The sequence below is a fragment of the Bradyrhizobium sp. WYCCWR 13022 genome (genome assembly GCF_030435535.1).
Classification (GTDB): Bacteria; Pseudomonadota; Alphaproteobacteria; order Rhizobiales; family Xanthobacteraceae; genus Bradyrhizobium.
Window position 1 is genome coordinate 38,168 of sequence record NZ_JAUIZJ010000010.1, and the last position, 24,049, is coordinate 62,216.

General features: G+C 65.2%; 22 protein-coding genes. 19 read left to right on the forward strand and 3 right to left on the reverse strand.

The annotated features are described in order from the left end of the window. The first annotated feature begins 9 nt into the window (after positions 1-9). From QY049_RS15845 to QY049_RS15865, 5 genes are read left to right on the forward strand one after another with little or no spacing between them, the layout of a single operon-like run. Entirely contained in the window at positions 10-825 is an 816-nt protein-coding gene (locus QY049_RS15845) for an ABC transporter substrate-binding protein (protein ID WP_258765128.1), read from the forward strand. Continuing rightward, entirely contained in the window at positions 812-1,696 is an 885-nt protein-coding gene (locus tag QY049_RS15850; protein WP_301269574.1) for a polysaccharide deacetylase, read from the forward strand. Before QY049_RS15845 ends, QY049_RS15850 begins: the two co-directional genes overlap by 14 nt. A gap of 21 nt (positions 1,697-1,717) precedes the next feature. Continuing rightward, positions 1,718-2,374 (forward strand): aspartate/glutamate racemase family protein, encoded by a 657-nt coding sequence (locus QY049_RS15855; protein WP_258765130.1) that lies wholly within the window; start codon positions 1,718-1,720, stop codon positions 2,372-2,374. Positions 2,375-2,380: 6 nt separating this feature from the next. Then, positions 2,381-3,961 carry an ABC transporter substrate-binding protein gene (locus QY049_RS15860; protein WP_301269575.1) on the forward strand — a complete coding sequence of 527 codons (1,581 nt, stop codon included), beginning with the start codon at positions 2,381-2,383 and terminating at the stop codon, positions 3,959-3,961. After that, a complete protein-coding gene (locus QY049_RS15865) occupies positions 3,958-5,331 on the forward strand; it encodes an amidohydrolase family protein (RefSeq protein WP_258765132.1) in 1,374 nt (457 codons plus the stop codon). The genes QY049_RS15860 and QY049_RS15865 overlap by 4 nt, the downstream gene beginning before the upstream one ends. On the opposite strand, the gene QY049_RS15870 is transcribed toward QY049_RS15865, so the two are convergent. Beyond that, positions 5,328-6,227, reverse strand: coding sequence for a LysR substrate-binding domain-containing protein (locus QY049_RS15870; RefSeq protein ID WP_194479591.1), 900 nt, complete (start codon positions 6,225-6,227; stop codon positions 5,328-5,330). The two genes, QY049_RS15865 and QY049_RS15870, sit on opposite strands and share 4 nt — an antisense overlap. Positions 6,228-6,504: 277 nt before the next feature. Here QY049_RS15870 and QY049_RS15875 point away from each other — a divergent pair, with 277 nt between their 5' ends. Genes QY049_RS15875 through QY049_RS15915 form a run of 9 tightly spaced genes read left to right on the forward strand, consistent with a single transcriptional unit; the run spans position 6,505 to position 14,647 of the window. Further along, a complete protein-coding gene (locus QY049_RS15875; protein WP_258765133.1) occupies positions 6,505-7,542 on the forward strand; it encodes an ABC transporter substrate-binding protein in 1,038 nt (345 codons plus the stop codon). A 26-nt stretch (positions 7,543-7,568) separates the two neighbouring features. Beyond that, complete coding sequence (locus tag QY049_RS15880) at positions 7,569-8,609, forward strand: ABC transporter ATP-binding protein (RefSeq protein WP_258765134.1); 1,041 nt, start codon at positions 7,569-7,571, stop codon at positions 8,607-8,609. Then, a complete protein-coding gene (locus QY049_RS15885) occupies positions 8,606-9,481 on the forward strand; it encodes an ABC transporter permease (protein ID WP_194479594.1) in 876 nt (291 codons plus the stop codon). The genes QY049_RS15880 and QY049_RS15885 overlap by 4 nt, the downstream gene beginning before the upstream one ends. Beyond that, positions 9,478-10,284 (forward strand): ABC transporter permease, encoded by an 807-nt coding sequence (locus QY049_RS15890; RefSeq protein WP_258765136.1) that lies wholly within the window; start codon positions 9,478-9,480, stop codon positions 10,282-10,284. Before QY049_RS15885 ends, QY049_RS15890 begins: the two co-directional genes overlap by 4 nt. A gap of 8 nt (positions 10,285-10,292) precedes the next feature. After that, on the forward strand, positions 10,293-11,429 hold the full coding sequence (locus tag QY049_RS15895; protein ID WP_194479596.1) for an FAD-binding oxidoreductase: 1,137 nt from the start codon (positions 10,293-10,295) through the stop codon (positions 11,427-11,429). Between the two features lie 27 nt (positions 11,430-11,456). Next, entirely contained in the window at positions 11,457-11,753 is a 297-nt protein-coding gene (locus QY049_RS15900; protein WP_258765137.1) for a (2Fe-2S)-binding protein, read from the forward strand. Then, the gene (locus tag QY049_RS15905) at positions 11,750-13,168 is read left to right on the forward strand and encodes an NAD(P)/FAD-dependent oxidoreductase (protein ID WP_258765138.1); all 1,419 of its coding nucleotides are present in this window, start codon (positions 11,750-11,752) and stop codon (positions 13,166-13,168) included. Before QY049_RS15900 ends, QY049_RS15905 begins: the two co-directional genes overlap by 4 nt. Further along, complete coding sequence (locus tag QY049_RS15910; protein ID WP_258765139.1) at positions 13,165-14,286, forward strand: FAD-binding oxidoreductase; 1,122 nt, start codon at positions 13,165-13,167, stop codon at positions 14,284-14,286. The genes QY049_RS15905 and QY049_RS15910 overlap by 4 nt, the downstream gene beginning before the upstream one ends. A gap of 13 nt (positions 14,287-14,299) precedes the next feature. Next, positions 14,300-14,647 carry a RidA family protein gene (locus tag QY049_RS15915; protein WP_301269576.1) on the forward strand — a complete coding sequence of 116 codons (348 nt, stop codon included), beginning with the start codon at positions 14,300-14,302 and terminating at the stop codon, positions 14,645-14,647. Between the two features lie 201 nt (positions 14,648-14,848). Here the strand turns inward: QY049_RS15915 and QY049_RS15920 are convergent, their stop codons facing one another. Beyond that, positions 14,849-16,177 carry a dicarboxylate/amino acid:cation symporter gene (locus tag QY049_RS15920; protein WP_258765140.1) on the reverse strand — a complete coding sequence of 443 codons (1,329 nt, stop codon included), beginning with the start codon at positions 16,175-16,177 and terminating at the stop codon, positions 14,849-14,851. Between the two features lie 124 nt (positions 16,178-16,301). Here QY049_RS15920 and QY049_RS15925 point away from each other — a divergent pair, with 124 nt between their 5' ends. The 5 genes from QY049_RS15925 to QY049_RS15945 all read left to right on the forward strand — a co-directional run bounded on the left by QY049_RS15925 (position 16,302) and on the right by QY049_RS15945 (position 23,267). Next, positions 16,302-17,621 (forward strand): uracil-xanthine permease family protein, encoded by a 1,320-nt coding sequence (locus QY049_RS15925; RefSeq protein WP_258765141.1) that lies wholly within the window; start codon positions 16,302-16,304, stop codon positions 17,619-17,621. 73 nt (positions 17,622-17,694) lie between these two features. Beyond that, entirely contained in the window at positions 17,695-18,531 is an 837-nt protein-coding gene (locus tag QY049_RS15930) for an SDR family oxidoreductase (protein WP_194479603.1), read from the forward strand. 45 nt (positions 18,532-18,576) lie between these two features. Further along, a complete protein-coding gene (locus tag QY049_RS15935; RefSeq protein ID WP_258765142.1) occupies positions 18,577-19,380 on the forward strand; it encodes an NAD-dependent protein deacetylase in 804 nt (267 codons plus the stop codon). A gap of 141 nt (positions 19,381-19,521) precedes the next feature. Beyond that, on the forward strand, positions 19,522-21,606 hold the full coding sequence (locus tag QY049_RS15940; RefSeq protein ID WP_258765143.1) for a hydantoinase/oxoprolinase family protein: 2,085 nt from the start codon (positions 19,522-19,524) through the stop codon (positions 21,604-21,606). A 2-nt stretch (positions 21,607-21,608) separates the two neighbouring features. Further along, complete coding sequence (locus QY049_RS15945) at positions 21,609-23,267, forward strand: hydantoinase B/oxoprolinase family protein (protein ID WP_258765144.1); 1,659 nt, start codon at positions 21,609-21,611, stop codon at positions 23,265-23,267. A gap of 59 nt (positions 23,268-23,326) precedes the next feature. Here the strand turns inward: QY049_RS15945 and QY049_RS15950 are convergent, their stop codons facing one another. Then, on the reverse strand, positions 23,327-23,971 hold the full coding sequence (locus tag QY049_RS15950) for a glutathione binding-like protein (RefSeq protein WP_258765145.1): 645 nt from the start codon (positions 23,969-23,971) through the stop codon (positions 23,327-23,329). Positions 23,972-24,049: the final 78 nt, after the last annotated feature.

Sequence of the window (24,049 nt, forward strand, 5' to 3'; positions counted from 1 at the left end):
GGTGAATTGATGAAGAGAGTTTTGGTTGCGACGGCGTTGTTCGGTGCGTTGAGTGCATCTGTGATGGCGGTCGAGCTACCGACGGAGATCGCCAAGCGCGGCAGCATCAAGGTGGCCGTGGTGCCGAATTATCCACCGATGGAGTTCCGCGATCCCGCGACCAACGCGCTGGCCGGCTTCGACATCGAACTCGGCGAGGCGATCGGCCGCAAGCTGGGTGTCAAGATCGAGTGGCAGGAAACCAGCTTTGCCGAGTTCATGCCCTCGATCCAGACGGGCCGGGTCGACGCCGTCCTGTCGGGCTTCACCGACTACGCGAGCCGGCATGACATAGCGACGTTCGTCGATTATCTCCGGAGTGGTCCGCGCTTCTTCGTGCAGCAGTCACGCGGAGCGGAGTTCAAGGATATGGCGGCTCTCTGCGGCAAGAAGGCCGGTGCCAGCCGCCGCACCAAGTTCCCGGACCAGATCGCGGCCTGGAGCGGGAAGCACTGCGGCAGCAATCCAGTCGTCTTCGTTGGCACCGACGGCTCGGCCGATGCCCGCACCCAGCTCAAGCAGGGGCGCATCGACGCCGCCCTTCAAGGCGACGAGACGCTGCCCTACATCATGGATCAGGAGCCTGGCACCTATGCGCCGGTCGGCGAGGTTATCGCGCAGCAATTCACCGGCATTGCCCTGCCGGTCAAGGAGAAGGGGCTTCAGCAGGCAATGCTGGAGGCGGTCGATGCGCTGATTGCCGACGGCACCTACAAGTCCCTGCTTGCCAAGTGGAAACTGAGCGACAACGCAATGGAGAAGGCGACCGTCAATGCTGGACAGTAAGGCACTTCAGAGCATCCCGCTCACCCCAGCCAACACCGCGGATCCCGCGCCGGAATATCCCTGGCCGAAGCCATTCAAGTCCGCGATGTTCCTCTCGTTCGACGTCGACGCTGAGAGCGCGTGGACCAGCAAGGACGCGGTGCACGCGCAGCGGCTCATCACCATGAGCTATGGCGGCTATGAGGCGCGCGTCGGTACGCCGAAGCTTCTGGAGCTGCTCGACCAGCTCGATCTCAAGGCGACATTCTTCGTCACCGGTTGGTCGGTCGATGCGCATCCGGCGATGGCCGAATCCATTCTCAAGGCCGGCCACGAGATCGGCCATCATGGTTATCACCATCTGCTGCCAGATCCTGGCGATCCCTGGATCGAAGAGGAGCTCGAGCGCGGCTTCGAGGCGCTGAAGCGCAGGCTTGGCGTCAGGCCGACCGGATACCGGGCGCCTTATGGCGAATTCACCGAGGAGCTGCGCGTTGCCCTGGTGCGCCATGGCATCGTCTATACGTCCTCGTTCCGCGACGACGTGCGGCCCTATCGTCATCGTCTCGCCAATGGCAAGCCCGGTACGATCGAGCTGCCGGTGACTGCGAGCTATGACGACTGGATGCACGGCTTGTCGGCGCGCTTCAGCCCGCGCTCGATCTTCCCCAAGGAGCACGTGCTCTCGATCTGGAAGGACGAGCTGGATGAGGTCCGAGACTGGGGTGCGATGGTAACCACGGTGCTGCATCCGCAATGCAGCGGCCGGCCGATGCGGCTGCGCCTGCTGCGCGAGTTCCTCGCTTACGCAAAGTCCTGCCCGGACCTCTGGATCACGACCGGCGAGAAGATCGCGGACAACTTCCTGCGCCACGAGGCCGCCAACCGTTGAGCCATGCCAGTGAGCCTTGCCATGACCCGTCGCCGCATCCTCGTCATCAACCCCAACTCCTCGGCGTCGGTGACGGCGGCGATCGACGATGCGGTCGCGCCGCTGCGGATGTTGGGTGGGCCCGAGATCGAGGTGATCGGTCTCGCCGAAGGGCCGCCGGGCATCAGCTCGCAGCGCGACGCAGACAGCGTCGTGATGCCGCTGGTGAATCGTGTCTCGCGTGACGATGCCGATGCCTTCGTGCTCGCCTGCTTCAGCGATCCCGGCCTGCATGCGGTGCGCGAGGCGGCCGGTGGTCGCCCGGTGATGGGCATCGCCGAATGCGGCATCTTTCGCGCACTGATGCTGGGCGAACGTTTCGGCGTCATCGCGCTGTCGCCGTCGAGCATCCGTCGCCAGCAGCGCATGGCGCGGGTGATGGGCGTCGACAGCCGCTACGCCGGAAGCTGGTCGGTCGGCGCGAGCGCGGCCGAGACAGCAGGCGTGGATATCCGCGGACGGCTGATCGAGGCCGGCCGCGCGCTGGTCACCCAATGCCGCGCCGATGTCGTGGTGATGGGTTGCGCCGGCATGGCCTCGCATCGCGCGGCGATTGCGGAAGCGATCGGCGTGCCCGTCGTTGAACCGGCGCAGCAGGCGGTCGCGGCTGCGATCGGCGCGGTCTTGTTGAATACGTGAAGTCTCTTGAGCTCCCGCCGCTCGCTCCTCAAGGCCGCTGCAACAGTACCGGCATTGTCCCTGCCAGGCATCGTACGTGCTGAATCCCGGTCGACGCTCCGCTTCATCCCAGTCATCGACCTCGCCTTCGTCGATCCGATCTACTCGACCGCGCAGGTGTCGCGAAACCACGGCTTCATGGTCTACGATACGCTCTACGGCATGAGCGCTTCGCTTCAGGTCTCGCCGCAGATGCTGTCGGGCCACGTCATCTCCGGCGACGAGCTCCGGTGGGACCTCGGCTTGCGCGACGGGCTGTTCTGGCACGACGGCGAGCGCGTGCTCGCGCGCGACTGTGTTGCCAGCATCCGCCGCTGGGCCGCGCGTGACGGCTTTGGCGGTGAGCTGATGGAGGCGACCAATGAGCTCTCAGCCGCCGACGACCGCACCATCCGCTTCCGCCTCAAGCGTCCGTTCCCGCTGCTGCCGCAGGCGCTCGGCAAGGCCGCGATCAATGCCTGCTTCATGATGCCTGAGCGGCTGGCGAGCCAGGACCCGTTCAAGCCTTTGACCGAAGTGATTGGTAGCGGCCCGTTCCGCTATCTCGCCGACGAACGCGTGCAGGGCGCCCGCAACGCCTATGCCAAGTTCGATCGCTACCAGCCGCGCACCGACGGCAAGCCGGATTGGACCGCGGGCCCGAAGATCGTGCACTACGACCGCGTGGTCTGGACCACGACGCCCGATGCCGGCACCGGCGTCGCCGCGCTGCAGACCGGCGAGCAGGACTGGCAGGAGACCACCCCGCACGATCTGCTCCCGATCATCAAGGCCGCCGGCGACATCGAGACCCGCATCCTCGATCCCAGAGGCTACGCCTGCATGCTGCGGCTCAATCATCTGCAGCCGCCGTTCGACAATCCCGCGATCCGTCGCGCGCTGCTTGGCGCGATCGACCAGTCCGCCTTCATGACGGCGGTGGCCGGCACCGATCCGGCCTTCCAGGTGTCGCCGATCGGCTTCTTTGCCCCGGGGACGCCGATGGCGAGCGACGTCGGCCTCGACGTGTTCCGCGGCCCGCGCAACTACGACAAGGTGAAGGCCGATCTGACGGCCGCCGGCTACAATGGCGAGAAGATCGTGGTGCTGGTCCCCACCAATTCGCTGGCGCAGAAGCCGCTCGGCGAGATCGCGGTGGACAGCCTGCGCAAGGCCGGCCTGAACGTCGAATACGCCGGACTCGATTTCGCTGTCGTGCTGCAGCGCCAGCTCAAGAAGGATCCGGTCGGGCAGGGCGGCTGGAGCGCCGCCGTCGGCAACTGGCAGGGCATCGACTGGCTCAATCCTGCCGGCAACACCAACATCCGCGGCGAGGGCAAGGTCGCCGGCTGGTACAAGAGCGAGAAGATGGGGCCGTTGCGCAGCCAGTGGCTGGCCGCCTCCGAGCTCGCCGAGCAGCAGCGCATCTGCAGCGAGATCCAGGCGGTCGCCTTCGAGGAAATCCCCTATATTCCGATCGGCCTCTACAAGCAGCCGACCGCCTATCGCAAAGACATCACCGGCATTCTCGACGGCACCGCCGTCTTCTGGAACGTACGCCCCGCATGAGCACCACGGCAATCTTCGGCAGCCATGTGCTGTCACGCAAGGATGGCGCGCAGCACGTGTTGCGTGACCATTGGGTCCTGGTCGAAGGCAAGAGGATCGCCGCGATCACCCGCGACAAGCCGAGCGCCGACGCCGTCTACGATCGTCCCGGCCGCTTCGTCCTGCCGGGCCTCTTGAACCTGCACAATCACTGCTTCTCTGAAGCCGTCGCGCGCAGTCACAGTGAGGACGGTAACGGCCGCAAGAACAACCAGAGCATCGTCTATACGGTGCTGTTGCCGCTGACCAAACGCGGCGCCGATGTCCTGTCGGCGGAAGAGCGCCTGGCCGTCGCGCGGCTCGGCATCCTCCAACTCCTGAAGGGCGGTGCGACTACGGTGATGGAGCCGTTCCGCAACTCGATTCCGGAGATGTTCGACGCGGCCGAAGAGATGGGAATCCGCTTCTATGGCGCGCCCTATCTGTTCTCGACGTCCGACGCCAAGGCCGGACCCGATGGTGTGGTCCGCTATTCCGGCGACGATGGCGCTGCCGACATGGCGACATGGGATGCGCTCTATCAGCGCTGGAACAATCGTGGCGATGGCCGCATCTCACTTGCGATGAGCCCGCACGCCACCGATACCTGCGGCCCCGATCTGCTGAAGGCCTGCGCCATGCGGGCACGCGAACTCGGCGTGCCCATCACGACGCACATGGCGCAGAGCCGTGCCGAGGTCGATACCATCGGCAAGCGCTATGGCGGCCGCACGCCAGCGGAGTATCTCGACTGGCTCGGTCTGCTTGCACCCGACCTGATGGCGGCGCACTGCATGTTCAGCAGCGACGATGACCTCAAGCTGATGGCTGCGCGCGGCATGACGGTGCTCAATTGTCCGCGCGTGTTCGCGCGCGCCGGCGTCACCGCGGCGTTCAGCCGGTTCGCGGAGCATGGCGTGCGCACCGTGGTCGGTACCGACGGCTACAACATGGATTTGCTCGGCGAACTCAATGCGGCGTCGCTGATCTCGAAGGTCACGTCGCAGCGCGCCGATGTCGCGAACTCGCCGGAGCTGATCGAGGCGAACACCGCCGTCGCCGCCGACGTCATCAAGCGGCCGGACCTCGGCCGGATCGAGCCGGGCGCCACCGCCGACCTCACCGTGGTCGACCTCACCCATCCGCATCTTCAGCCGCTGTTCGATCCGCGCCGCGCGCTGATCGCGCTCGCCAACCGCGCCAATATCGATCAGGTCATGGTCGATGGCCGCGTGCTGGTCGATGAGGGACGCTATCTCGGCGCGGATGAGGCGGCGATCACGGCAGCAGGTGCGGCTGCGATTGGCAAGATCTGGGACCTGCCGGAAGCGCAGGCGGCGTTCAACGGCTAGCTCTCGAACTCGACGAGCGACTTGCGCATCATCTCGACGAGATCGAGCGCCACCGGCGAGGGGCTGCGCTGCGCGGGAAACACGGCGGAGAATTCGAAGTCGATGCGCGGCAGGAAGCGGCGCACGACGACGCCGCGGGTCGCAAATTCCTGCGCGGTGAAGGGATCGCAGATCGCAACGCCAAGCCCCGACGAGACCATGCCGCACATGATCTCCGAGAGCGCGGTCTCCACGCGCAGCACGCGGCGGACATCGTGGCGATGGAAGATCTGATCGACGAGGTGCCGGCTCGATGACCCCGCCGAGAGCGAGATGAACGTCTCGCCCTCGAAGTCGCGCGGCTCCAGAACTTGCTTCTCCGCGAGACGATGACCCGTCGGCAGTACAGCGACCCGCGCGGGCGACGGCAGGCGCATGCTCGGCAGGCCGGAATGCGCGATCGGCACCTCGGCAAAGCCGACGTCGCATTGATTGTTCAGCACCCAGTCGACCACGATCGGCGAGATCACGCCGAAGAAGGCGAGGTTGAGATTCGGCCGCTCTTTCAGGAAATGCCCGGTGAGCCGCGGGAGATAGCCGTTCGACAACGCCGGCAGTGCCGCGATGCGCAAAGAGCCGGTGCGGCGACCGCGAATTTCTTCCGCCGCGGCAGTGATGCGTTCGAGGCCGACGAAGGAACGTTCCACCTCGGTGTAGAGCGCCATCGCTGCGGCAGTGGGCACGAGGCCGGTGCCGCGCCGCTCGAACAGCTCCATTTTCAACAGCGCCTGGAAGTCGCGCAGCAACCTGCTGACCGCCGGCTGCGTGACCGTCATCAGCGCCGCCGCCTCGGTGACGCTGCCCGTCAGCATCATCGCACGGAAGGCTTCCACCTGCCGCGAATTGATCCGCGCCATCCCAAATTCCATTCATAACATTTTGGCATGCAGAGGGTGACATTATTCATTGGACGATGGAAGGCGGGGTTTGCGATCTTTTTCATCAAGGCTGGAGACAGCCCGCTTTTTCGGCACCTTGGAGGCATTCAAACCTCCAAATCGCGCCCAAATCCGCTGAGCAGGGGCCGGATCCCTGCTTCCAGACGGATCCGGCGCGGAAGGAAATGCGGCAACGCGCTTCAGTCAGGGATTTTGTCGGCACGTCACCTCATTCCGGTATTGGAGATCGGTCCACATGAAAACTCTTCGCCTTCTCACTGCGGTCAGCATCGCAGCGCTCATCGCCATCCCGACGGCCGTCTCGGCCCAGCAAAAAACGCTCTATGTCGCCGGCTACGGCGGCTCGTTCGAGAAGACCATCCGCGACGAGGTGATTCCGAGCTTCGAGAAGGAGAACAACGTCAAGGTCGAGTACGTTGCCGGCAATTCCACCGACACGCTGGCCAAGCTCCAGGCGCAGAAGGGCAACCAGCAGATCGACGTCGCCATCGTCGATGACGGTCCGATGTATCAGGCGATCCAGCTCGGCTTCTGCGGCAAGCTCGACGGCCTGCCCGCCGCCGATCTCTACGACACCGCGCGCTTCAAGGACGACCGCGCCGTCGCGATCGGCATTGTCGCCACCGGGTTGATGTACAACACCAAGGTGTTCAAAGAGAAAGGCTGGGCGCCGCCGACCTCGTGGAATGATCTGAAGGACACGAAATACGCCAAGCAACTCGTGATCCCGCCGATCAACAACACCTATGGTCTCGAAGCGCTGGTGATGCTGTCGAAGATGAATGGCGGTGGCGAATCCAACGTCGACTCCGGCTTCAAGATATTCAAGGAAGAGATCAATCCGAACGTGCTCGCCTACGAGCCGTCGCCGGGCAAGATGACCGAGCTGTTCCAGTCCGGTCAGGCCGTCATCGCGGTGTGGGGTACCGGGCGCGTGCAGAGCTTTGCCAACACCGGCTTCCCCGTCGACTTCGTCTACCCCAAGGAAGGCGCGGCGACGCTGCTGACGACGGCGTGTCCGATCGCCAAGCCGAATGCGTCACCGCTGGCGTCCAGCTTCGTGAAGATGCTGCTCGATCCCAAGATCCAGCTCGTGATGCTGAAGGACTACGGCTACGGCCCCGTGCTGAAATCGCTGAAGGTGCCGCCCGATCTCGGCAAGATGGCCCCGATCGGCGAGCGCGCGGCAAAACTGTATAATCCGGACTGGGCCACGATCAACGAGAAGCGCGAGGAGTGGACCAAGCGCTGGAACCGCGAGGTCGAGCGCTGATCTGATCGTCGCGGCGGAGGCAGCCTATGGCCTATCTCGAGCTCGATCGGGTCGCAAAGCAATTCGGCGCACAGACTGTGGTCGACGACTTCAGTCTCGCGGTGGGCAAGGGGGAGTTCATCTCCTTCCTCGGCCCCTCCGGCTGCGGCAAGACCACGACGTTGCAGATGATCGCGGGTTTCCTCGATCCAACGCGCGGCGCGATCCGCCTGGAGGACAAGGACCTGTCTGCGATCCATCCGGCCAAGCGCGGCCTCGGGATCGTGTTCCAGAGCTACGCGCTGTTTCCGCACATGACCGCGGCGGAGAACGTCGCGTTCGGCCTCGAGATGCGCAACGTGCCGCGTGCCGAAAGAGCCGAGCGTGTTCGTTCTGCGCTCGCGATGGTGGGCCTGGCCGGTTACGAGGACCGCCATCCCCGCCGTATGTCCGGCGGACAGCAACAGCGCGTCGCGCTGGCGCGTGCACTGGTGATCAAGCCGAGCGTGCTGCTGCTCGACGAGCCGCTCTCGAACCTCGATGCCAAACTGCGCGAGGAGATGCAGATCGAGCTCCGCCAGATCCAGCGCACCATCGGTACCACCACGATCCTGGTCACCCACGACCAGAACGAGGCGATGTCGCTGTCCGACCGGATCGTGGTGATGAGCCAGGGCAAGATCGAGCAGATCGGCACGCCGCAGGAGACGTATGAGAAGCCTGCCTCGGCCTTTGTTTCGCAATTCCTCGGCAAGACCAATGATTTCGCTGGAACGATCGATCGAACTGCGGCCCCGGGCCGGCTGGTCGTGGGCTCGTGGAGCGCGCCGGCCCCGGCTGGGCTCAATGGCCCCGTCACGGTCAGTATCCGTCCTGAAAGAGTCGGCTTCGGCGAGGCTGGTCTCAGCGCAAAGATCGTCACCCGCATCTTCCAGGGCAATCACTGGCTGTTCCAGTGCGACAGCGAATGCGGTCCGGCGATCGTGATCCGCCAGAATGACGGCACGGCGCAGCCGGCCGAAGGCGAGGCGGTCCGTCTTGCCTGGCGGCCGGAAGATATGAGCTTGCGCGCGAGGAGCGTCGCATGAGCGCGGTCGCCGAGGAGCACGGTGCGCGTGCGCCGTGGGCGCTGACGGCGCCCGCCTTGATGCTGTTCGTCGGCGTGCTGCTGATCCCGCTGGCGATGACGGTGATGCTGTCGTTCCACGACTGGGGCCAGTACAAGGGCATCGAGCCGGTGTTCATCCTCAAGAACTGGCGGGAGATCGCGACCGATCCCTATTACGCGGAAATGTTCTGGCGGACGTTTCGCATCGCCATCCTGACCACGCTGCTCACGGCCTTGCTCGGTGCACCCGAGGCCTACATCCTCAACCGCATGAACGGCCGCTGGAAGAGCCTCTTCCTGCTGGTCATCCTCGGGCCGCTGCTGATCTCCGTGGTGGCGCGCACGCTCGGCTGGGCGCTGCTGTTCGGCGGCAACAACGGCCTCGTCAACAAGCTTCTGATGTCGCTGGGCGTGATTCGCTCGCCCATTCCCTTCATGTTCACCGAAACAGGCATGGTGGTCGCGCTTGCGCATGTGATGATGCCGTTCATGGTGCTGTCGGTCTGGGCCGCGCTGCAGCGGGTCGATCCGCAGATCGAGAATGCCGCGATGTCGCTCGGCGCCGGCCCCGTCACCATCATCCGCCGCATCATCATGCCGCAGATCATGCCGGGCGTGCTGTCGGGTGCCATCATCGTGTTCTCGCTCTCGGCCAGTGCCTTCGCGACGCCCGCGATCATCGGCGGCCGTCGGCTCAAGGTCGCGGCGACGCTGGCCTATGACGAATTTCTCAACACGCTGAACTGGCCGCTCGGTGCTGCCGTGGCGACACTGCTGCTGGTCGCGCTGGTCTTGATCGTCGTCGGCAGCAACGCGCTGATCGAGCGGCGCTATGCGGAGGTGTTCCGATGAGACGGAACGGCCCGCTGGCGCTGATCTTCCACACTATCTTCGTCATCGTCATGGTGGCGCCGATCCTGGTGGTCTGCCTCGTCGCCTTCACGCCGGAGGGTTTTCTGTCGCTGCCGACCAACGGCTTCTCGCTGCGCTGGTTCAGGGAGATCGGAAATTATCCCGAATTCATCCACGCCTTCTGGGTCAGCCTCGGGCTCGGCGCACTGTCGTCGTTCGTGGCGCTGCTGTTCGCAGTGCCAGCGGCGCTGGCGATCGCGCGTCATCGTTTCCGTGGTCGCGATGCGCTGGCGGCGTTGTTCCTGTCGCCGTTGATGATCCCCCATGTCGTGCTCGGCATCGCTTTCCTGCGCTTCTTCACCTCGGCGGGGCTCGGCGGCAGCTTCGCCGCACTGATCATCGCGCATGTCATCATCGTGTTTCCGTTCGCATTGCGGCTGACACTGGCGGCGGCGACCGGCATGGACCGCACGGTCGAGATGGCCGCGGTCTCGCTCGGCGCCGGCGGCTGGACGCTGTTTCGCCGCGTGACCTTGCCGCTCATCTTGCCCGGCGTCATCAGCGGCTGGGCGCTCGCCTTCATCCAGTCCTTCGATGATCTCACCATGACCGTCTTCCTCGCTGCACCCGGCACCGAGACATTGCCGGTGCGCATGTTCCTTTATATCCAGGACAACATCGATCCGCTGGTGACGTCGGTCTCGGCCTGCGTGATCGCTGTGACCATGACCGCCCTCATTGCGCTCGACCGCTTCTACGGGCTCGACCGCGTGCTCGCCGGCAAGGGCGATACGGGACGATAGGAGAACCCATGTCCAGGGACTACGACGTCGCCGTTGTCGGCGGCGGATTGCTCGGCTCCGCGATTGCCTGGGGCCTCGGCCGGCTCGGCAAGAGTGTCGCCGTGCTCGACGAAGGCGATATCACCAAGCGCGCCTCGCGCGCGAACTTTGCGCTGGTCTGGGTTCAGAGCAAAGGGCTCGGCATGCCCGCCTATACGGTCTGGACGGTTCAGGCCTCGCAGGCCTGGGCCCGGCTTGCCTCGGAGTTGAAGCAGCAGACCGGCCTCGACGTCGCGCTCCAGCAGAACGGCGGTTTCCACCTCACCTTGGGCGACGCCGAATTCGGCCAGCGCGTCGAGCTTGTCAAGCGCATGCACAATCAGGCGGGCGCGGCCGACTACAAGATGGAGATGCTCTCGGCCTCCGAGGTGAAGAAGTCGCTGCCCCTGATCGGGCCGCAAGTGTCCGGCGGCAGCTATTGTCCGCTCGACGGACACGTCAATTCGCTGCGCACGTTTCGCGCCTTTCACACTGGCTTCAGGGAATTCGGCATCGACTATCTCCCTGAGCAGCCGGTGTCGGCGATCAGCAAGAGCGGCGGCGAATTCCGCCTGACAACGCCGAAGGGCGAGCTGCGCGCGGCCAAGGTCGTGCTCGCCGCCGGCAATGCCAATCAGACGCTGGCGCCGATGGTGGGGCTCTACGCCCCGATGGGCCCGACGCGCGGCCAGGTCGTCGTGACCGAGCGTACCATGCCGTTCCTGCCGCATCCGCTGACCACGATCCGCCAGACTGACGAAGGCACGGTGATGATCGGCGACAGCAAGGAAGACGAGCTGGATGATCGCACGTTGAAACCTTCGATCAGCGGCGTGATGGCCGATCGCGCGCAGCGCATGTTCCCGCATCTGTCGCGGCTCAATGTGGTCAGAAGCTGGTCCGGCATCCGCGTCATGCCGCAGGACGGCTTTCCAATCTACGACCAGTCGGAGACGCATCCCGGCGCCTTCGTCGCCTGCTGCCATTCCGGCGTGACGCTCGCCTCCAACCACGCGTTCGAGATCGCGCGCATGGTCGCGCAGGGCGCGCTCGAGCCCGAGCTGGTCGGCGCGTTCTCCGCAAGCCGCTTCGGCGGCGCCGGCGCAGCGAACAACAGCGGCTATTAGAGATTCTGAAGGAGCCAAGAGGCACCCATGTTTAGACGATCCGAACAGGACAAGCGTCCGCAGGTGCAGATCTTCGTCGACGGCGTCGCCGTCGCGGCGCGCCAGGGCGATACCGTCTCCGCCGCATTGTTGGCATCCGGTCAGGACGTGCGGCGCTCGACCGCGGTGAGCGGCGCGGCGCGGCTGCCCTACTGCATGATGGGCGTGTGCTTCGATTGCCTCGTCACCGTCGACGGGGTCGGCAACCGCCAGGGCTGCCTCGTGCCTGTCGCCGAGGGCATGCAGATCGAGATCCAGAAGGGCAAGCGGGAGATCGGAAGATGAGCGTCGCTCCCAAGCGCGAAGATTATGACGTCGTGGTGATCGGCGCCGGGCCCGCGGGCCTTGCGGCTGCCGCGACATCGGCCGAAGCAGGTCTCACGACGCTGCTGCTCGACGAGAACATAGGTCCCGGCGGTCAGGTGTTCCGTGCGATTTCCTCGACGCCGGTGATCGACCGCAGTCAGCTCGGCGCCGATTACTGGGTCGGAGCCGATCTCGTGCAATCGCTGCGCGCAAGCAATGCCGAGGTCATCCACCGCGCCACGGTCTGGAGCCTCGATCGCAATCTCGAGATTGCCGTCTCGATCGGCGGCGCGTCCGCCTTCGTCAGGGCCAAGCGCGTGATCCTTGCGACCGGTGCGCTGGAGCGGCCGTTCCCGATTCCCGGCTGGACGCTTCCGGGCGTGATGACCGCGGGCGCCGCACAGACGATGCTGAAGTCGTCGGCGCTGGTGCCTGACGGCCGCACTCTCATCGCGGGGCAGGGGCCGCTGCTCTGGCTGCTCGCCGCGCAGATTTTGCGCCTCGGTGGCCGCATCGACCGCATCCTCGACACCACCGAGCGCGGCAATTATTTCGCCGCGTTGCCCCACGCTTTCGCCTTCCTGGCTTCGCCCTATTTCACCAAGGGGCTGTCGATGATGCGCGAAGTGAAGGCCAAAGTGCAGGTCGTCTCCGGCGTCACCGAGCTCGCGGCATCCGGCGACGGCCAGCTCGCGAGCGTCAGCTATGTCGCTGGCGGCAAGCGCGAGACCATTCCTGCCGATCTGTTGCTGCTGCATCAGGGCGTCGTGCCCAACGTCAATCTGGCGATGTCCGCAGGCGTCGAGCATCGCTGGGACGATCTGCAACTGTGCTGGTCGCCGGTGCTGGACGCGAGCGGCAATTCGTCGGTTGCCGGCATCGCGATTGCCGGTGACGGGGCCGGCATCGGCGGCGCCAATGCCGCCGTTGTCCGCGGCCGCATCGCCGCGCGCGCGGCAGTGGAGGCCCTTGCGCCGGCGGCGGCGGCGAGGCTCGTCCCGATGGCGACGCTCCGCGCCGATCTCGCCAAGGCCGAACGCGGCCGCGTCTTCCTCGACACGCTGTTCCGTCCCGCGCCGCAGTTTCGCATTCCCTCCGGCGATACCATCGTCTGCCGCTGCGAAGAGGTCACTGCGAAGGACGTGCTCGATTCCGTCGCGATCGGTGCGACCGGGCCGAACCAGCTCAAGGCCTATCGCCGCACCGGCATGGGCCCGTGCCAGGGCCGGCTTTGCGGCCTCACGGTCACGGAGCTGATGGCGCAGGCGCGCGGCAAGGCCCCGCAGGAGATCGGCTATTACCGGCTGCGCGCGCCGGTGAAGCCGATCACGCTCGCCGAACTCGCGGCCGTCCCGAAAACGGAAGAAGACGTCAAGGCGGTGGTGCGCGGATGACACGAAACGTGGATGCGATCGTCATAGGCGGCGGCATCCACGGATGCTCGACCACCTTGCATCTGTGCCTTGCCGGCCTGAAACCGGTGCTGATCGAGAAGGACTATGCCGGCCGCCACGCTTCCGGCGTCAACGCTGGCGGCGTCCGTCAGCTTGCGCGGCATATTCCCGAGATCCCGCTTTCGATCCGTTCGATGGGGATATGGGAGAAGATCAACGATCTCCTCGACGACGATTGCAGCTTCGAGAGCCACGGTCAGGTGCTGGTCGCGGAGAACGAGGAGGAGCTTGCAGCCTGCCGCGCGCGCGTCGCCGAGCTCAATGCGCTCGGCTTCACCCATGAAGAGCTGATCGACGCCGCTGAGCTGCGCCGGCTCGTGCCGGCGGTCGCAGAGACCTGTCCCGGCGGCATCGTCTCGCGTCGTGACGGCGCCGCGAACCCGGCGCAGACGACGACGGCGTTCCGCCGCAAGGCCGAGCAGCTCGGCGCCACCGTGCGCGAAGGCGTTGCCGCCAGCAATATCAGATACAGCGACGGGCTCTGGCACGTCGACGTCGGCACCGAGACCTTTGCCGCGCCGGTGCTGGTCAATGCTGCCGGCGCCTGGGCCGGGAAGATTGCCGACGCGCTCGGCGAGCCCGTGCCGGTCGAAACCGTGGCGCCGATGCTGATGATCACCTCGCGCGTGCCGCATTTCATCGACCCCGTCGTGATCCTTCGCGGACGAAAGCTCTCGTTCAAGCAGTTCTCCAATGGCACCGTGCTGATCGGCGGCGGCCATCTGGCAACGCCCTATCAGGATCGCAACGAGACGGTGCTGGACTGGAAGAGTCTTGCGATCAGCGCGCGAACCGTGTTCGAGTTGTTTCCGGCGATGCGCAGCGCCACCATCGTGCGCGCCTGGGCCGGCATCGAGGCCAAGATGAAGGACGACATACCTGTGTTCGGCCCGAGCAGCCGTCACAAGGGCCTCTATCACCAGTTCGGCTTCTCGCTGCATGGCTTCCAGCTCGGCCCCGGCGCCGGCGCCGTGATGGCGGAGCTGATCGTCAATGGCGGCACCCAGACCCGAATCAGCGATCTCGGCATCGATCGCTTCCACCCTTCCACTTTCTAAGAACAGGGACATCATGAGCATCACCCGCAGCATCCGCACGCCCATCATGCACCGCGCGGTCGAGGCCAACGGCTTCGTCTTCGTCGGCGGCACCATCGCCGACGACACCTCGGTCTCGATGGGCGACCAGACCCGCAACATCCTCGGCAAGATCGCGGGTTATCTGAAGGAAGCCGGTACGGACAAGGGCCGCGTCGTCAGCACCTCGATCTTCGTCACCGATCTCTCGAAGAAGAAAGAGATGGACGCAGCCTGGACCGAGTTCTTCGGCGACAATCTGCCGACCCGCGCCACCGTCGGCGTCGCCGATCTCGGCGGCGGCGCGCTGATCGAGGTGGTGGTCACTGCGGTCAAGGGCTGAGCGCGCCGCCCGGGCCGCGCAACCGTCGGGCTCCTGCGCCAGGACGCCCAGCTCCGTGCCTGCGCGAGGGTTGTCGATCTCTTCAGCGCGCGCGATGCCCTGGATTTGCTTCGCCGGGCGGAGCGTGGCGATGCCTCGGCCGAGGAGGTCCCTGGGTCAGGTGCTGCGTGCCAATGGCGGGATCATCTGATCCCGTCATGCCTACGCGGCGCCGCCAGGTTCCAGCGCTTCACCCATCTCCAGCGGATGCGCCATGGTCTCATGCAGTGCCTCGCGATCGAGCTCGCCCTCGGAGATGCTGATGACGACGCAAGCGACGCCGTTACCGATCAGATTGGTCAGCGCGCGGCACTCGCTCATGAACTTGTCGATGCCGACCAGGATCGCGATCGACTGGATCGGAATGTCTGGCACGATCGACAGAGTCGCAGCGAGCGTGATGAAGCCGGCGCCGGTCACGCCGGAGGCGCCCTTCGACGTGATCATGGCGATGCCCAGGATACCGAGCTCCTGCCAGATCGTCAGATGCGTGTTGGTCGCCTGCGCCAGGAACAGCGTCGCCAGCGTCATGTAGATGTTGGTGCCATCGAGGTTGAAGCTGTAGCCGGTCGGAACCACGAGGCCGACCACCGAGCGCGAGGCGCCGAGATGCTCCATCTTCTGGATCATCTGCGGCAGCACCGTCTCCGACGACGAGGTGCCGAGCACGATCAAGAGCTCGTCCTTGATGTAGGCGATGAAGCGAATGATGGAGAAGCCGGCGAGCCGCGCGATCGAGCCCAGCACGATCAGCACGAACAGAATGCTGGTGAGATAGAACGTGCCGATCAGCGCGGCGAGGTTGAGCAGCGAGCCGAGGCCGTAGGCGCCGACGGTGAACGCCATCGCGCCAAATGCGCCGATCGGGGCCACGCGCACGATGATGCGGATGATGCCGAAGAACATCCTTGCGGCCTTGTCGATCGCATCCGCAATGGGCTCACCGGCCTTGCCGAGGAAGGCGATGGCAAAGCCCGAGAGGATCGAGACCAGCAGCACCTGCAGGAGATCGCCGCGCGCGATCGCACCCACATAGCTGTCCGGGATGATCGCCATCAGATGGGCGACGATGCCGTCTTCATGAGCCTTGGTGACATAGGTCGCCACTGATTTCGGATCGATGGTGGCGGGATCGATGTTGAAGCCGCGCCCGGGCTGGAGAACTTCGCCGACCAGAAGGCCAATGGCGAGGGCGACGGTCGAGACCGTCTCGAAATAGATCAGCGACTTCAGCCCGACCCGGCCGACGCGCTTGAGGTCGCCCATCGAGGAGATGCCGTGCACCACGGTGCAGAAGATCACCGGCGCGATCATCATCTTGATCAACGCGATGAAAGCGTCACCGAGCGGCTTCAGGGCCTTGCCGAGGTCCGGATAGAGATAGCCGATGAGCACGCCGATCGCGATCGCGATCAGCACCTGGACATAGAGGATCTTGTACCAGGGCTGGTGCCGGCGGTGGACGGCTGGCTGGATCGCAATCTGTGTCATAAGCTAAGTCCCGGAACGCATTGATCTTGCATGATTCACATCATGTGATGATGTCGGTATAAGCAACAACCACGTTTTTGTCGGATCGCACGAAGATCAATCGCTGCACCGCAATGGGGGGAACATGTCGAACGCAACGGGCTCGGACGAGCAGGCGCGTAGCTATTTTCCGCGTTGGACGCTGAAGACCTCGGGCGTGATCATGCCGGAGGAACGACTGCCATGGGGGCAGACCGTTGTCTCCGGTCTCCAGCATTGCGTTGCAATGTCGGGGTCGACGATCATCGCGCCGCTGCTGATGGGATTCGATCCCAATGTTGCGGTCCTGTTCTCCGGCATCGGCACGCTGATCTTCTTCGTCATCGTTGCCGGGCGCGTGCCAAGCTATCTCGGCTCGAGCTTCGCGTTCATCGCCGTCGTTCTCGCCGCAACAGGCTATGCCGGGCAGGGACCGAATCCGAACATCTCCGTTGCGCTCGGCGGCATCGTCGGCGCCGGCGTGCTGTACGGCCTGATTGCGCTGGTCGTCATGTGGTCGGGAAGCGGCTGGGTTGAGCGCTTGATGCCGCCGGCGGTCACCGGCGCCGTGGTCGCCGCGATCGGCCTCAACCTCGCGCCCGTGGCGGTCAAGGCGGTGAGCGCGAACGCGTTCGAGACCTGGATCGGGCTCGCGACCGTCTTGATGATCGGCGTGGTCGCCGTGGCCGCTCCCGGCCTGTGGCGCCGCCTGCCGATCATTCTCGGCGCGATCGGCGGATATCTGTTGTACCTGCTGTTCGCGAACGGTCTCGGCTTCGGCAAGCCGATCGACTTCGCGCAGCTTTCGGCCGCGCCGTGGCTCGGCCTGCCGCATTTCACCACGCCGACCTTCAAGGCCGATGCCATCTTCCTGATCGCGCCGGTTGCGGTCATCCTCGTTGCCGAGAACCTCGGTCACATCAAGGCCGTCGGGGCCATGACGGGCCGCAGCCTCGATGCCTATCTCGGTCGAGCCTTGTTCGCCGACAGCCTCGCGACGATCGTGGCGGCCTGCGGCGGCGGCACCGGCGTCACCACCTATGCCGAGAACATCGGCGTCATGGCGGCGACGAAGGTGTATTCGACCCTGCTGTTTGCCTTCGCTGCAACGGTGTCGATCCTGCTCGGCTTCTCGCCGAAATTCGGCGCGCTGATCCTGTCGATCCCGGGTCCCGTCATCGGCGGCCTCTCGATCGTGCTGTTCGGATTGATCGCGGCGATGGCGGGCCGGATCTGGGTCGAGAACAAGGTCGATTTCGCCAACCCGGCGAACCTGATCACCGTTGCCGTGGCGCTGACCGCGGGCGCCGGCGACCTCACGCTCAAATTCGGCGCCTTCACGATCGGCGGAATCGGCACCGCGACCTTCGGCGCGATTATCCTGTATCAGATCCTGACCTCGCCGATTGCGCGCGGCGCAGAATGAATCGCAGAGCTGCGCCAGAGGGATGGAACAAAATCCCGGTTCCATCCATGATGAGGCATCCCGGAGAATCCCCATGCCTCAGACCAATCTCTCGACCGCCTTCCCTTCACGTCTCAGTGGCCGCCATGCGCTTGTGACCGGTGCCTCCCAAGGCATCGGCCGCGCCGTTGCCGTGAGGCTCGCACAAGAGGGGGCGACCGTCGCCATCAACTATGTCGATCATCCCGGGAAAGCGGAGGAAACGCTGGCGCTGGCAAGGACCGGGTCGAGCGATCGCGGCCACGGCAAGCTCGATCACGTCATCGTCAAGGCCGACGTCAGCAATGAGCAGGACGTCGCCGCGATGTTCGAGACCATCCTGGCGCGCTGGAAGCGCCTCGATTGTCTGGTCAACAATGCCGGTTTCCAGCGGGAATCGCCGAGCGAGGCGCTCGACATCGAAACCTATCGCCGCATCATCGACGTCAATCTCAACGGCGCCGTGCTCTGCGCGCAGAAGGCGCTGGCGCATTTCGTCGCCCGCGGCGGAGGCGGCAGCATCATCAACTGCTCCAGCGTCCACCAGATCATCCCGAAGCCCGGCTATCTCGCTTATTCGATCAGCAAGGGCGGCATGGCCAATCTGACCCGCACGCTGGCGCTGGAGTTTGCTGGCCGCGGCATTCGCGTCAATGCAGTTGGTCCCGGCGCGATCGACACACCGATCAACGCGGCCTGGACCGGCGATGCCGAGAAGCGCGACCTCGTCACCAGCCATATTCCGCTCGGCCGCGTCGGAACGCCGGAAGAGATGGCCGCCGTGTTCGCGTTCCTCGCCTCTGATGACGCCAGCTACATCACCGGGCAGACCATCTACGCCTGCGGCGGGCTGACGCTGTTTCCGGAGTTTCGGGACAACTGGGCGAGCTAGAGGCGTGATCTGGCAAAATGCCGCGGCGCAGACTACATCCGCGCCATGACAAGCCCACCGCTCCAGGATTTCGTCGGCCGGCACCGAAAACTGTTCGTGCTGACCGGCGCCGGCTGCAGCACCAATTCGGGCATTCCCGATTATCGCGACAGCCACGGCAACTGGAAGCGGACCCAACCGGTCAATTTCCAGGCCTTCATGTCGGAGGAGCATACGCGGCAGCGCTACTGGGCGCGCAGCCTGATCGGCTGGCGGCGCTTCGGCCAGGCGAGGCCGAACGATGCGCATCATGCGCTCGCCCGGCTCGAGGCCGGCGGCCGCTGCGAAATGCTGCTGACGCAAAATGTCGACCGGCTGCACCAATCTGCCGGGCATCGGCAAGTGATCGATCTGCACGGGCGGCTCGACCTCGTGCGCTGCATGGGCTGCGACCGCAAGACTCCGCGCAACGAATTCCAGGAGGCGCTCGGCCGCGTCAATGCCGAGTGGCTGACGCTCGATGCCGCGGATGCACCCGACGGCGACGCCGATCTGGAGCACGATTTCTCGTCGTTCAAGGTGCCGGCCTGCGAAGCCTGCGGCGGCATCCTCAAGCCCGACGTGGTGTTCTTCGGCGAGAACGTCCCGCGTGACGTCGTCGCGACGGCGCAGGACCATCTGGCGCAGGCCGATGCCATGCTGATCGTCGGCTCGTCGCTGATGGTCTATTCGGGCTTTCGCTTCGTGCAGGCCGCGGCCGTCAGGCAAATCCCGATCGCCGCGGTCAATCTCGGACGTACCCGCGCCGACGATCTCCTGACGCTGAAAGTCGAGGAGCGCTGCGAGGCGGCGCTTGCATTCCTGCTCTGATTTGACGTCGGGCGAACACGTCTTGCCTATTGCATAGGTGCCAAGCAGAATAGCTTGGCGCGGTGTTTTCGGTGTGCTCGATGGCACGGAAATTGCTGCATTTTTGCCTTCAGTCCTGAAGGTCAGCCGGAGAATTTTGGAATGCTTGAAGGAGCCGAAGTACGGCTTGCCGTTGATATCGGTGGCACGTTCACCGACATCGTGCTGGACGTGGGCGAGGTGCGCAAGACCCGCAAGGTGCTGACGACGCCGCAGCGACCCGAACAGGCGGTGCTGGACGGGATGCGTCTCATTCTGACCGACGCGCGTGCGCATATCAGCGACATCGACGTCTTCATTCACGGCACGACGCTCGCGACCAACGCCATCATCGAGCGGCGCGGCGCAAAAACGGCGCTGATTGCGACCGACGGCTTTCGCGATGTGCTCGATATCGGCACCGAGAGCCGCTACGACCAGTACGACCTCACCATCGACAAGCCGAAGCCGCTGGCGCCGCGCAGTCTCCGCTTCACCGTGCCGGAGCGCATCGACGCGCATGGTGCCGTCCGTCTCCCGCTCGACGAAGCCGCCGTGCGCGCGCTCGCGCCGAAATTGCGCGAATTGAAGGTCGAGAGCGTCGCGATCGCCTTCCTGCATTCCTACGCCAATCCCGACCATGAGCGCCGTGCGGCCGCGATCATCGCTGAGGAAATGCCGGGCATTTCGGTGACGGTGTCGTCGGCCGTGTGCCCGGAGATCCGCGAATATGAGCGCACGTCGACGGCGGTTGCGAATGCCTATGTGCAGCCGCTGATCGACGGCTATCTCGCGCGGATGGCGGACGCCTTGCAGGTCGAGCAGTTCCGCGGCGCCATCTATCTCGTCACGTCGGGTGGCGGCGTTACCTCGATCGAGACGGCGCGGCGCTTCCCGGTGCGCCTCGTCGAGTCCGGTCCTGCCGGCGGCGCGATCTTCTCGGCGCAGATCGCTGCGCGTCTCGGCGAGAGCAAGGTGCTCTCGTTCGACATGGGCGGCACCACCGCAAAAATCTGCCTGATCGAAAAATACCAGCCCGAGACCTCGCGCGTGTTCGAGGTCGATCGCGCTGCGCGCTTCCTCAAGGGCTCCGGTCTGCCGGTCCGCATTCCCGTGATCGAGATGGTCGAGATCGGCGCCGGCGGCGGCTCGATCGCGCATGTCGACGCGATGAAGCGCGTCACGGTCGGCCCCGAAAGCGCCTCGTCGGAGCCGGGCCCCGCCTGCTACGGCCGTGGCGGCGAGCGTCCCGCGGTGACGGATGCGGACGTTGCCCTCGGCATGATCGATCCCGACGCCTTTGCCGGCGGCACGATCAAGCTCGACCCGGAGCTGTCGAAGCAGGCTCTGCTGAGCAACGTCGGCGAGCCGCTGGGCCTGTCGGCGGAAACCGCGGCCTATGCGGTTCACGAGGTGGTCTGCGAGAACATGGCGAGCGCGGCGCGCGTGCATGCGGTGGAACGCGGCGAGATCGTCGGCCAGCACACGCTGATCGCGTTCGGTGGTGCGGCGCCGCTGCATGCGGCGCGTGTCGCCGAGAAGATCGGCGTGTCCAGGGTGATCGTGCCATCGAATGCCGGCGTCGGCTCGGCGGTTGGCTTCCTTGCGGCGCCCATCGCCTATGAGCTGGTGCGCAGCCGTCACGTCCGGCTCGATGACTTCGACACCGCGGCGGTATCCGATCTCTTGGAGGAGATGGTGACCGAGGCGCGTGCGCTGGTCGAGCCCGGTGCAGCCGGTGCGCCGGTGCGTGAGCGCCGCGCCGCGTTCATGCGCTATGTCGGCCAGGGCCACGAGATCACGGTCGAGCTGCCGAACCGGTCGCTGACGACGGCCGATCTCGCCGGCCTCCGCCAGAAGTTCGAGGCGGATTATTCCGCGATGTTCGAACGCCCGATCCCGGGCGCGGCGATCGAGGTGTTGAGCTGGTCGGTGCTGGCGACCACTGAAGCGCGCAATCCGCCCAAGGTTGCAGCCGTCGCGCGCAAGCCCGCGGGCAAGGCGTCAGGCAGCCGAAAATTCTTCGACGGCCGCGCGGGCGAGGTGATCGAGATCCCGCTGTACCGCCGCGAGGACATGGCGCCCGGCGCGACGATAGCGGGTCCGGCGGTGATCGCGGAGGACGAGACCTCGACCTTCGTCTCTACCAGTTTTGACGCCCATATCGACGGAGCCGGCAGCATCGTCATGGAACGGAAGGCAGCCTGATCATGAGCAAGGCAAATGGCGCGAGCCTGATCGACCTCCAGATCATGTGGCACCGGCTGATCGCCGTGGTCGAGGAGCAGGCGCAGGTGCTGCTGCGCACGGCGTTCAGCCCTATCGTGCGCGAATGTGGCGACCTCTCGGCCGGCGTGTTCGACCTCAGGGGGCGGATGCTGGCGCAGGCGGTGACCGGCACGCCCGGCCACGTCAACTCGATGGCGGAGTCGGTCAAGCACTTCATCGATCACTTCCCGCTCGCGACGATGAAGGCGGGCGATGCCTACATCACCAACGATCCGTGGATGGGGACCGGCCATCTCAACGACTTTGTCGTCACCACGCCCTGCTTCAAGGACGGCAAGGTCGTCGCGCTGTTCTCCTGCACCAGCCATTTGATGGACATCGGCGGCATCGGCTTCGGGCCTGATGCCACCGACGTGTTCATGGAGGGGCTCTACATCCCCATGCTGAAGCTGATCGACCAGGGCGTTGTCAACGAGACGCTGATGGCGATGATCCGCACCAACACGCGGCTGCCGATCGACACCGAGGGCGACACCTATTCGCTCGCAGGCTGCAACGACGTCGGCTGCGAGCGCCTCGTGGAGATGATGACCGAGTTCGGCATCGACGCGCTGGACGAACTCGGCGACTACATCTGCGACCGCTCGCGCGAGGCTGTGCTCGCCGAAATCGCCAAGCTGCCGAAGGGCAGCTGGCGCAACACCATGGTGGTCGACGGCTATGATGCGCCGGTGACGCTGGCCGCGACGCTGACGATCTCCGATCAAGGCATCCACGTCGATTTCGACGGCACGTCGGTCGCGTCAAAGTTCGGCATCAACGTGCCGCTGTCCTACACCACGGCCTACACCGTGTTCGGCCTCGGTTGCGTCGTCGCCTCGCAGATCCCGAACAATGCCGGCTCGCTTTCGCCGCTGACGGTGTCGGCGCCTGCGGGCGCGATCCTCAATGCGCCCAAGCCCGCGCCGGTCGCCTCGCGCCACATCATCGGCCAGATGCTGCCGGACGTCGTGTTCGGCTGCCTGCGCCAGATCATTCCCGAGCGCGTGCCGGCGGAAGGCACCTCGTGCCTGTGGAATCTCAACGTGCGTGGCCAGACCCGCTCGGGAGTCGGCGGCAATTACGGGTTCTCGATGGCGGTCACCAGCAATGGCGGCACTGGCGCGCGCTTTGCGAAGGACGGTCTGTCGGCGACGGCTTATCCCAGCGGCGTGCGCGGCACGCCGGTCGAGATCGCGGAGACGCAGACGCCGTTGATCTTCTGGCGCAAGGAGCTGCGCCCGGATTCCGGCGGGGCAGGGCGCACTCGCGGCGGCCTCGGCCAGATCATCGAGGTCGGCAGCGGCGTCGATGCGCCGTTCGACATTCTCGCCGCATTCGACCGCATCGAGCATCCGCCGCGCGGCCGCGATGGCGGCAAGAACGGCGAGGCCGGCTATGTCGGTTTGAAATCCGGCAAGAAGCTGCGCGGCAAGGGCTTCCAGCAGGTCCCGCCGGACGACCGCCTGGTGGTGCACACGCCCGGTGGCGCCGGCATCGGCGCGCCGACGGAGCGGGATCGCGCTGCGGTCAGGGACGATGTCGAGAGCGGTCTCGTGTCGTCGGACAATGCGGCCGCAGTTTATGGCTATGCGCAGTGAGCCGCTGAAACAATTCGTCCCGGCCTCACCGGCCGGGACGACGCCTTGATGCTTTGACCTTACGCCGCCGCCTTCTTCCGCGCCTGCTCGGCCTTGTACAACTCGAACTCCTCCGCGACAGCCTTCGCGATCGAAGGTCGCTGGCGCAGGCGCTCGTAATACGCCTTCACGTTCGGCCATTTCGAAAGCTCGATCGGCGGCGTCGCCATGGTCCAGTTGATGACCGTGACGAGATAGGCATCGGCCACGCTGAAATGGTCGAGCAGGAACTCGCGGCCCTCGAGGTAATTGTCGAGATAGTCGAGCCGCGACAGGTTTTTCTCCAGGGCGTAAGCCTTGGTCTCCTGAGGCGCCTTGCGATCGAGCACGGGGATGAAGAGCCCCTTGTGCAACTCGGTGCCGATGAAGCAGAGCCATTGGTGCAGCCGCGTGCGGTCGATGCCTTGTGTTGCGCCGAGCCCGGATTGCGGGAAACGGTCGGCGACATATTGCAGAATCGCCGCGTTCTCGGTCAGCACGACGCCTTCGTCGGTGCGCAGCGTCGGCACCAGGCCGATCGGATTCACGGTGCGGAAGTCGGAGCCGTCCTTGAGCACTGTCTTGGTCGGTGAATCGACTTCGAGATAGTTCGCATCAGCGCCGGCCTCATAGAGCGCGACGCGCGTCGCCATGGAGCAGGCGAGCGGCGAGAAATAAAGATCCATCTGGTGCCTCCTTGGGCAGTTCCTCTCGTGAGTATCGCTCAACCTGGCCAGATTGATTTTTGTACTGTCTTGCATAAT